Source organism: Thermococcus celericrescens (genome assembly GCF_001484195.1).
Taxonomy (GTDB): domain Archaea; phylum Methanobacteriota_B; class Thermococci; order Thermococcales; family Thermococcaceae; genus Thermococcus; species Thermococcus celericrescens.
The window spans coordinates 1-9551 of the sequence record NZ_LLYW01000051.1; the positions used below are offsets into that span (position 1 = coordinate 1).

Annotated in this window: 8 protein-coding genes and 1 pseudogene; 6 read left to right on the forward strand and 3 right to left on the reverse strand. The window is 52.7% G+C overall.

Annotated elements, in window-relative coordinates; genetic code table 11:
• Positions 1-1854 (reverse strand): methyl-accepting chemotaxis protein (locus APY94_RS12195; RefSeq protein WP_058939882.1); only part of this gene is annotated, 1854 nt, incomplete at its 3' end.
• Positions 1855-2084: 230 nt separating this feature from the next.
• Here APY94_RS12195 and APY94_RS12200 point away from each other — a divergent pair.
• A complete protein-coding gene (locus APY94_RS12200; protein ID WP_169791820.1) occupies positions 2085-2696 on the forward strand; it encodes an IS607 family transposase in 612 nt (203 codons plus the stop codon).
• The gene (locus APY94_RS12205) at positions 2677-3996 is read left to right on the forward strand and encodes an RNA-guided endonuclease InsQ/TnpB family protein (protein WP_245610476.1); all 1320 of its coding nucleotides are present in this window, start codon (positions 2677-2679) and stop codon (positions 3994-3996) included. Before APY94_RS12200 ends, APY94_RS12205 begins: the two co-directional genes overlap by 20 nt.
• Here the strand turns inward: APY94_RS12205 and APY94_RS12210 are convergent.
• Both APY94_RS12210 and tes read right to left on the reverse strand, forming a co-directional pair.
• Positions 3959-4261 carry a DUF3213 domain-containing protein gene (locus APY94_RS12210; protein WP_058939884.1) on the reverse strand — a complete coding sequence of 101 codons (303 nt, stop codon included), beginning with the start codon at positions 4259-4261 and terminating at the stop codon, positions 3959-3961. The genes APY94_RS12205 and APY94_RS12210 overlap by 38 nt on opposite strands.
• A gap of 5 nt (positions 4262-4266) precedes the next feature.
• Positions 4267-6036 (reverse strand): tetraether lipid synthase Tes, encoded by a 1770-nt coding sequence (gene tes / locus APY94_RS12215; protein WP_058939885.1) that lies wholly within the window; start codon positions 6034-6036, stop codon positions 4267-4269.
• 186 nt (positions 6037-6222) lie between these two features.
• Here tes and APY94_RS12220 point away from each other — a divergent pair, with 186 nt between their 5' ends.
• The 4 genes and pseudogenes from APY94_RS12220 to APY94_RS12235 form a co-directional block, all read left to right on the forward strand.
• Positions 6223-6573: a hypothetical protein gene (locus APY94_RS12220; protein WP_058939886.1), complete on the forward strand. Its 351-nt coding sequence runs from the start codon at positions 6223-6225 to the stop codon at positions 6571-6573.
• Positions 6574-6582: 9 nt separating this feature from the next.
• Positions 6583-7170 (forward strand): type-4 uracil-DNA glycosylase, encoded by a 588-nt coding sequence (gene udg, locus APY94_RS12225; protein WP_058939887.1) that lies wholly within the window; start codon positions 6583-6585, stop codon positions 7168-7170.
• A 308-nt stretch (positions 7171-7478) separates the two neighbouring features.
• Positions 7479-9074 (forward strand): Na+/H+ antiporter NhaC family protein, encoded by a 1596-nt coding sequence (locus APY94_RS12230; RefSeq protein WP_058939888.1) that lies wholly within the window; start codon positions 7479-7481, stop codon positions 9072-9074.
• Positions 9075-9142: 68 nt separating this feature from the next.
• Positions 9143-9551: pseudogene (locus APY94_RS12235) on the forward strand (pantoate kinase); the annotation flags it as partial.

A 9551-nucleotide genomic window follows, 5' to 3' on the forward strand; every position in this document is an offset into this window, starting at 1 on the left:
CCTTCCAGCCTCGCCGGCTCTGGCCGCTTCAATGGCCGCGTTTAAGGCGAGTAAGTTCGTCTGCTCGGCAATGTTGGTGATCACGTTCGTAATCTCCTCAATACTCCTACTCATCTCAGAGACTTTTCTGACTGTGCTTTCGATGTTGCTCATCATTTCTTGGATGCTTTCGATTTGTTTGGCTGAGATTTCGCCTTTTTGTCTGCCTTCGTTGGCTATTGTGACGACTTCGTTTACTGCCGCCTCGAATTCGTCCATTGCTCTGACGCTTTCTGCGCTTGTTTCTGAGACGAAGCGCATTCCTTCGGTTATTTCGTTAATGTGCTCTTGTTGCCTCTGTGCTTCAATGCTAACCTGCTGTACCGCTTCGTTAACCTGATTAATGGCTTCAGTCACGTCAGTCGTAATCTGGGTGAGGATGTTGGCTCTCTTGTCCAGTTCGTTGGTGACGTTGACCATTTCGCTGATTAAGCCCTTAAGTTTGTGGGTTGTGTCTTTTAGGTCTTGGATGATTTCTTGGAGTTCGCCTCTGGCTTCGACGGTTAGTCCGTTGCTTAAGTCGCCCTCGGCGAGGCGTTCGAGTTTTTCGCCTATGGTGTTGAGTGTTCCTACTAGGTCTTTTCCTACGGCTTCGAAGGCTTTTATGAGGGCTCCGATCTCGTCGTCTTCAATGTAGTGGATTTGGTTGAGTTGCTTGTTAACTTCGCTCAATCTTCCTTCTGCCAAAGCCTGCGCAACACTCCTCAACTCCTCAAGCGGCCTGAGGGTCCTGTTGAGGGTTCTGTACCCCAGGAACAGCATAAGAATTCCAACAAAGACCGCCACGATGGAGCCCATTATCGTCGTCTTTAGACCATCGTCAACGACCTTATGGATGGAGTCCGTTATCTTCTCCGTGCTCTGATTGAGGGTGTCCGATATCGCCTGGGTCAGCGGGTCTGTGAGCTCATGGAGCGGTACCGTGGCCAGAACCACCCACCCGGTGGTTTTCATCCTCTTGTATCCCGCGACCTTCTCCACGCCCTGGAACGAGTAGACAACCCACCCCTTATCTTTGTTTTTGTCAAGTTCGCCTGAGAGGGGCCGGAGGTTGGGGTCATCGTGTATGTTGAAGTTCTGAACTAGGCTCTCGTTGGGATGCACGATGATGGTACCGTCCCGGTTGATGATCGCTATGTATCCACTCTGACCTATCGTTATTTCCTTTGACTGCTCTATGAGGGTGGAGACGAAGACGTCAACGCCAATGACACCGACGAGCTTACCGTTGATGTAAATAGGCTCCGAGTACGTGACTATCCACTTTCCGGTTGACGCGTCCTGGTACGGCTCCGTCCATATCGGGCCGTTCTTCTTAATGGCCTCCTGGTACCACGGCCTGACCCTCGGGTCGTAACCCTCGGGCAGGGGTTCGTCGGGCCACATGTACATCCCGCCGCTCGTGCTTCCGAAATAAACGTAGGCTATGTTCGGGTCGAGGTCTTTCACGCTCCTAAAGCGGTCCAGGAGAAACGCTCTGAACTGTGGATCGCTCTCGTCGTAGTTTGAATACGCCACTTCAACGGCTTCTATGGCCACGGTTCCCATAACGCGCATCTTCTCGAAGTAGTCGTCGAACAGCTTTGCACCGAGCTCCGCGGAGCCCGTTGCTATCATTCCTGCCTCTTCGGTTATTGGAGCCCTGATGCCCTCCGCCATAAGCTCCGGGAGGTTGTGGCCCAGCTCCTCCTCGAGGGAGGTTCGTATGCTGTCCCTCATCATGAACGAGGATGATATCACAATGAGGGAGCCTATCAGTATGGTAATAATCAGAGCTGTGGCCATGGTCAGGATGATCTTTTTCTTAAACTGCATGGAAACCACCTCTCCCCTGTGGTCTGCTACGGTCGTCAGACGACTAAATAGTATATCGATGTCTGACTATTGATGTTATACTGCTTAAAACTTAAATCGCTTTTGTGTAGGGTGGTATGTAGGTAATTACTTTTCTCTTCTAGAAACTTCGTCCTTCGGGGGCTGTTTCGTAAATAGCAACAAACGAAACATTTAAATATTTTCAACACATAATTACGATTAGGGAAGTGATGATGAGGCTTTACAGGACGGGAGAAGTTGCAAAAAGGCTTGGAGTTTCAGCAATGACAATACGGCGTTGGATTAAAGAGGGAAAAATAAAGGCATACCGAGTTGGAAAAGAGTTCAGAATTCCCGAAAGTGAAGTCCTAAGGCTTCTCGAAGGCAAAACACTTGATAAGGTTGCCATTTACGCCAGAGTTTCAAGCAGAGACCAGAAAGAAGACCTCGAAAGACAAGTCGAATACCTCAAAAACTACTGCTCCGCAAAAGGCTACAAAGTCGCCAAAATCATCACCGACATTTCATCGGGCTTAAACGAGAACAGAAAAGGCTTAAAACAGCTCTTCAAACTTGTTGAGAGTGGAGAGGTAACAAAAGTAGTGATAACCCACAAGGACAGGCTCACCCGCTTCGGTTTTGGATACCTTGAACAATACTTCAACTCTCACGGCGTTGAAATTGAAGTCATCTTTGACGATGAAGAGAAAACGCCAGAGAAAGAACTTGTCGAAGACCTTTTGGCTATTGTAACTTCCTTCGCTGGAAAGCTTTATGGTATGCGTTCTCACAAGAAAAAACGCCTCGTTGAGGCGGTGAAGAATGCCCTCAGAGACGATTAAGCTCACAGCAAAATTCAAGCTTAAAAACCCGCCAGAGGAGTTAAATGACCTCTTCTCGACTTATCGGGAGATTGTGAACTACCTTATCAGTTATGCTTTCGAGAACAACGTTACAAGCTTTTATCGGTTGAAGAAGGAGACTTACAAGGGCTTACGCAGGGAGTATCCGGAGTTGCCGAGCCATTATCACTACACGGCCACTCAAATGGCCACAATGATTTACAAGAGTTATCGGAAGCGGAAAAAGAAGGGAAAAGCTAAGGGAAAGCCCGTTTTCAAGAAGGACGTTATAATGCTGGACGACCATCTCTTCAAACTCGACCTTGAGGCTGGAGTGATAAAGCTCTCAACCCTGAGCGGGAGGGTTAGGCTGGAGTTTTATCCGGCCAAGTATCACAAGAAGTTTAAGAACTGGAAAATCGGCCAAGCGTGGTTAGTGAGGACGCCAAAAGGCGTTTTCATAAACGTGGTGTTCTCCAGAGAGGTTGAAGTGAGAGAGCCTGAAACCTTTGTTGGTGTGGATTTGAACGAGAACAACGTTACGCTCAGCCTTCCAGATGGCGAGTTTGTTCAAATAATCACTCACGAGAGGGAGATAAGGACTGGCTACTTCTTAAAGCGGAGGAAAATTCAGAAAAAGCTTAGAGCTGGAAAGAGGAGGAAAGAGCTTCTTGAAAAGTATGGACAAAGGGAGAGGAACAGGCTGGACGATTTGTATCACAAGCTTGCTAATAAAATTGTCGAGTTGGCCGAGAAATATGGTGGTATTGCTCTGGAGGACTTAACCGAAATCAGGGATTCGATAAGATATTCTTCTGGGATGAATGGTCGTCTTCACAGGTGGAGTTTTAGAAAACTCCAGAGCATAATCGAATACAAGGCTAAATTGAAGGGGATAAAAGTTGTTTTCGTTAATCCTGCTTACACTTCCTCCCTGTGCCCGGTATGTGGGGGGAAACTAAGCCCGAATGGGCACAGGCTGTTGAAGTGTTCGAAGTGTGGTTTTGAGGCCGACCGTGATGTGGTTGGAAGCTGGAATATCTCGCTTAGAGCCCTGAAGATGTGGGGAGTCTCCGTTCCTCCCGAAAGCCCCACGATGAAGATGGGAGTGGGAAGGTTATCCGCTACGATAGTTCCGTATGTTTCAAAAGTAGCGGATAACCAGAACGGAGATTCAACAACAGAAAACAGCAGTTTATGTGGTGAGGTTCGTCTATCATTCAATGGAGAAAAGGCGGAAAATAAAATTGGGAGAATGCACCTCATGCCTTTGAAAGGATGTTGTTCCATGAGTAGCTAGACTCTACGAGCTCTGCGACGGTAAGCCTTCCAATGGATGTTACCTCCGGCTCGAAGTCCCTCAGCTTTTCAAGCACCTCCTCCTTTGAGGTGGTTTCCCCGTCGAAGACCACGAAGCCTCTCTTTGCGTAGCCGTTGATGAACGCCCTCCATATCCGTCCGTCCCTGAGGAGCTCGTACTGTCTGGCGCGGGCCTCTTCGGGGGTTATCCTGCCGAACTTGAGGTCCATCCTGATAAGGGTCTTGTTGTAAACCCTCTCGCTCATCGCAATCACCTCGTGTTCAGGCCGAAGTAGTCCTCTATGTCGATGTAGGTCTTTCTGTAAAGCTCGCTGTTCTTCATCCGCTCAACGAACTCCTTCGTCCTGATGTATTTGTCCCGGTGGTAGTCCCAGTCCGGGTGCATTGCCTTCCACTCGTCCCAGGTGTAGCTGAACTGGGCCTGCACCTTGTCCCTGTAGAGCTCAGGAATCACGTTGAAGGTGCAGAAGGGCACCGTCCTGCCGTCCGGCATGGCGTAGTGGATGACGCAGCGCTCGACGCGCTCGACGTCGTAGTTGTACTCATCCATGAAGTGCATCATTCCGAGGAAGAGGGCGTTGGTGTGGAACTTTCCGAGGGCGTCGTAGTTGCCGTACATGAAGGCGTTCTTGATGAGGTCGAGGACTTTGATGCCCTCGGGTGCGTACTTGTCGTCGTAGAAGGAGCGGAACTTCATGAAGATCTCAGCGCCGAGCTTGAGCTTCTGAAGTCTGCCCATGCTCTCCCACTGCTCTATCTCTTCCGCCTTGCTCTCGAGGTACTCGACGAAGCCCTCAACGTCGAGGAACCTGCTTATGGGCACCACCCTTTTGTTCTCGCGGTCGAGGAAGACGTAGGTGGCAGCGCCACAGCAGTAGTGGCTGGTCATGTAGTAGCGGGAGCCGGTGAAAGCTTCAAAGAAGCGCGCTATGTGTCCTGCTATCGGAATCGGGTACCAGTCGTCCATGGCTATTGCCCCGTTGGTCTGCTCCTCGATCCTCGCTATCGCCCCGGGAATCGTTATCCTGAAGCGCTGGCGCTCCTTCCGCGGAACCCTTCCGACGAGTGAGATGGGCTGGAAGTTAACACCCCTTATTATATCGATGTGGTTGAGGCCGAAGTTGATTATGGCGCCGAGCTCGTGGTCGTTGACGTTCCTGATGGTGGTCGGGACGAGGACTATGCCGGGCCCGCCGACCTTCCTGACGTTCTCGAGGATGAGTGGAACCTCCCAGTGGTTCTTCCAGTTTGTCTGGGGGGTCATGCCGTCGTAGCTCATGTAGAGGACGTTGACGCCGGCCTGGCGCATCTCCCTCACCAGCTCCGGCTCGAAGGCGAGCTTTATTCCGTCGGTGTTGAGCTGGACGTGGTCGTAGCCCTCCTCCTTTGCGATTTTGATTATCTCGATAAGGTCCTCCCTGAGGGTCGGCTCGCCGCCAGTGAGCTGGACGGCGTTCGCCCCAACCGGGTGCTGCCTCTTGGCGTTGCGGAGCATCATGCGTATCTGCTCGAGGGTGGGCTCGTATATGGGCTGGCCCTCTTTGGCGTAGAAGAAGCAGTACCAGCACGACAGGTTGCACCTGTTGGTCAGAACTATGTTGATGAGGTTCGTGTGGGAGAAGTGTCTAGCGCACATACCGCAGTCGAAGGGGCAGTTCACACCGCTGTTCTCAACGTTTGTGCTCATGAGCTTGAAATCGAACTTCCACTTCTGGAAGCGGTAGTACTGATCAACGCTCTCGTAATAAACGTCGGTTATTATACCTTCGGGACAGCGTTTGGTTATCCAAACCTTCCCATCGTTCTCCCATATGAGGGCTGGAACGACCCTCCTCGTTTCGGGACAGATAGAATACGTCCTGTGGGGCAGGGGCCCTCCGTAGGCCCTGCTTGCACTCTTGAGCATGCGCTCAAACTCTTCCTCATTTATCTCGGGGAATTCGATAATATCCCTTATCCTGCGGGTTGATTCGGCGAACTCTTTTTCGCCGCTTGGAACTTCACCAACACTTTCGGCCATGGGTTTCACCCCTGCGTTTGACTTCTCCCTGTCTGCTTATTCCTTCAATCCCGGGGTATAAAAGCTTTTGCGTAAATATGCAAATTTTCCTGCATAGGTATGGGATATATGTGGGTAGCCGACGGAACCGTTCGATCCGAGGAAACCATTAAAAGCCGGCCGTACTATCCTTTGAGAGGTGGTAGAATGCCGGCGAGAGAGATGAGGATGGAGATGTTCCTGAGGGCTCTGCTAAAGAGGGACTTTTCCAGGGCCAAGGGGCACCTGGAGAAGCTCCAGAAGATGGCCGGCCCCGACGAGTGGGGCAGGGGCTACGGCAAGGCCATAAACGGCTTCATGAGCGCCATAAAGGACAACGACCCCAACTCCCTCATAGTCCAGCTCATCAGCGAGCACGACAGGGAGAAGGCGGAGAAGCTCCTCGAGCACTTCCAGGGGATACTCGAGCACGAGTTCAGGGACGAGTACGAGAAGGGCTACTACACCGCCTGGGTCGAGTTCCTCAAAGCCTATCTCTCTCAGAAGACGCTCTCATGAGGTGCTCCCATGGGGAAGGAAGAACTCATGAGGAAGCTTGAAGAGCGCATAAGGAACTGCCAGAAATGCCCGCTTGGGGGCCTTAGAACCAACGCCGTTCCCGGTTCCGGGAGCTATGACGCCAAGGTGATGTTCGTCGGCGAAGCGCCGGGCTACTGGGAGGATCAGAAGGGGCTCCCCTTCGTCGGAAGGGCAGGGAAGGTACTCGACGAGCTCCTGGCTGAGATAGGTCTCACCAGGGATGAGGTTTACATAACCAACATAGTCAAGTGCCGCCCGCCCGAGAACCGCGACCCGCTGGAGGATGAGATAAAGGCCTGCTCCCCCTACCTCGACAGACAGATAGACATCATCCGGCCCAGGGTTATAGTTCCGCTCGGCAGGCACTCCATGAGGTACATCCTGGAGAAGTTCGGCTTTGACCCCGAACCCATAAGCAAGATACACGGAAAAACCTTCGAAACCCACACTCTCTTCGGGAAGATAATCATAATGCCGATGTATCACCCGGCCGCCGCACTTTACCGGCCGCCCATAAAGGAGGAGCTCAGAAAGGATTTTCTTAGGCTCGGGGAGCTCATCGGTTCCCCACTATGAACCTTTCTTCACCTTTCAATTACTATTCCGAGTGAACGGGAAACATCTGGCTTTTTTTAAGGCCCCTCCGGATTTAGATGAAGCTTTTTCTGAGAAAGGTTTTTATGGTAGTGGTGCGCATTAATGTACTTGAAAGTATCTCATAATGCAGGGCAACAGGAATATTCACTGAAATGGCCATACAATATCATGAATATGCATGGCAGTTCAGCAGTATTTTCGAAGGGCTGACAATATGCCAAAAATATTCCAGGAAAATTTATATATTGCCGATATTTATGGGTTTGAAACCCGTTGGAGGTGAAACCGTGTCGGACTTCGGGATACTGTCTCTGCTGCCACCGCTGGTGGCTATTATCTTGGCGATATGGACGAAGAGGGTTATCCTGGCGCTGTTTGCAGGTGTCTGGATTGGAGGTGTAATGGTCTCCGGCTGGAACCCGGTGACGGGAACCACCCAAACCCTCGACTGGATAGTAGGCAACGCCATCGATGACTGGAACGTCAAGATACTGCTCTTTGACTTCCTCATCGGTGCGGGCGTGGGACTGATATACAAGTCAGGAGGAGCGATGGCAATAGGCCGCGCCCTGGCGAGCAAAGTGCGCAGCAGCCGCGGCGCCGCGATGATGGGATGGCTCCTCGGTGTGCTCATATTCTTCGACGACTACACCAACACCATCATCGTCGGTAACACCATGAGGCCCATCACAGACAGGACTCGCGTTTCCCGTGAGATGCTCGCCTACATAGACGACTCGACTGCGGCACCCGTTGCGGGACTGGCGCTCGTCTCGACCTGGATAGGCTACGAGGTCGGTCTCATCGGCGACGCCTTCAAGGACCTCAACGTTGACTACGGCGCCTACGTCGCCTGGATGCACAGCGTTCCCTTCAGGTTCTACTCGATACTCGCGATAATACTGGTCTTCATCGTGGCCTTCACCCACAGGCACTACGGCCCGATGCTCCACGCTGAGTACCGCGCCAGGACCGAGGGCAAAGTCCTCCGCGACGGTGCGAAGCCGCTCATGACAACCGAGGTTGACCTCGGCATGCCGAAGGAGGACGGCAGCGTCCACATATTCATCTGGCCGATACTGACGCTCATATTCGTCACCCTCTACGGCATGTGGTACACCGGCGGCGGTGGCGCGGCCTACGCTGAAGGCGGCCTCATGGAGGTCCTTGGAAACTCCGACTCCGCCCTGGCGCTTCTCTGGGGTTCCTTCGCGATGGTCGTGGTTGCCTTCTTCCTCGTCTTGGTCATGAAGCGCATGACCATCGAGGAGGCCGAGGACGCCATCGTCCGCGGAATGAAGCAGATGGTCATAGCCAACACGATACTGCTCTTGGCGTGGAGCATCAAGAGCGCCACCGACGCCGTCGGGACCGCCCCATACATCGTTGACATCGCCAAGAGCGCCGGCGTCACCGGCAGCTGGGTGCCGCTGATAGTGTTCCTCATCGCCATGTTCATCTCCTTCACGACCGGAACGAGCTGGGGAACCTTCAGCATCATGCTGCCCATCGCCATACCGCTCGCCTACGGCGTTACGGGCTACGTTGGCCCGGAGGTCTTCGCGGCCATCGGTGCGGTCTTCGCAGGAGGTATCTTCGGTGACCACTGCTCACCGATCAGCGACACGACCATCATGAGTTCGATGTTCTCCGGTTCCGACCACATAGACCACGTCACAACACAGGTGCCGTACGCGGTAACCGCATCGAGCGTCGGAGTATTCCTCTACATACTCTTTGGCTTCGGTGTCCACAGCTGGGCGGTACTCCTGCCGCTTGGCCTGATCCTCCTCGTCGGCGCCTGGTACTTCCTCAGCGAGTGGTACGGCAAGAAATACGGCATACCGCACGGAAAGGTTCCGGTGTACGTGGCCGAGGAGTGAACCTTTTCTTTTCCCTTTTCTCGCCACTTTTAAAAGGCCAAGGGTGCACTTTTCTCGGAGGTGAGAGGTTGCTCGTTAGAACCTTCGTTCCGGCTCACATAACGGCTTTTTTCGTCCCCAAATTTCACGACGACCCGCTCAAGGCAGGTTCCCTCGGGGCCGGGGTAAACCTTGACAAGGGTGTCAACGTCTTCGCGAGCATAGAAACCGGCACCCTCGAGAGACACGTACACATCGCCTTCAACGGCGAGCCGGTTGGGAGGGAAAGGGCGGTCATAAGCTACTCCGTCGCGGATGAGATAGTTCCCGATGATTTTACTGGAGAGGTTGAAATCTGGCAGTACTTCGATTTCCCGAACGGCTACGGCTTTGGCAACAGCGCCGGCGGTGCCCTGGGAACCGCTCTGGCGCTGGGCTATGCCTTTGGGGGAACGTGGCTTAAAGCGGCTCAGGTAGCGCACAAGTACGAGGTCCTCA

Coding starts and splice junctions, on each gene's coding strand:
- tes (WP_058939885.1), bottom strand. CDS start 6,036: ATGGCCGAAAGTGTTGGTGAAGTTCCAAGCGGCGAAAAAGAGTTCGCC.
- APY94_RS12210 (WP_058939884.1), bottom strand. CDS start 4,261: ATGAGCGAGAGGGTTTACAACAAGACCCTTATCAGGATGGACCTCAAG.
- APY94_RS12205 (WP_245610476.1), top strand. CDS start 2,677: ATGCCCTCAGAGACGATTAAGCTCACAGCAAAATTCAAGCTTAAAAAC.
- APY94_RS12200 (WP_169791820.1), top strand. CDS start 2,085: ATGATGAGGCTTTACAGGACGGGAGAAGTTGCAAAAAGGCTTGGAGTT.
- APY94_RS12220 (WP_058939886.1), top strand. CDS start 6,223: ATGCCGGCGAGAGAGATGAGGATGGAGATGTTCCTGAGGGCTCTGCTA.
- udg (WP_058939887.1), top strand. CDS start 6,583: ATGGGGAAGGAAGAACTCATGAGGAAGCTTGAAGAGCGCATAAGGAAC.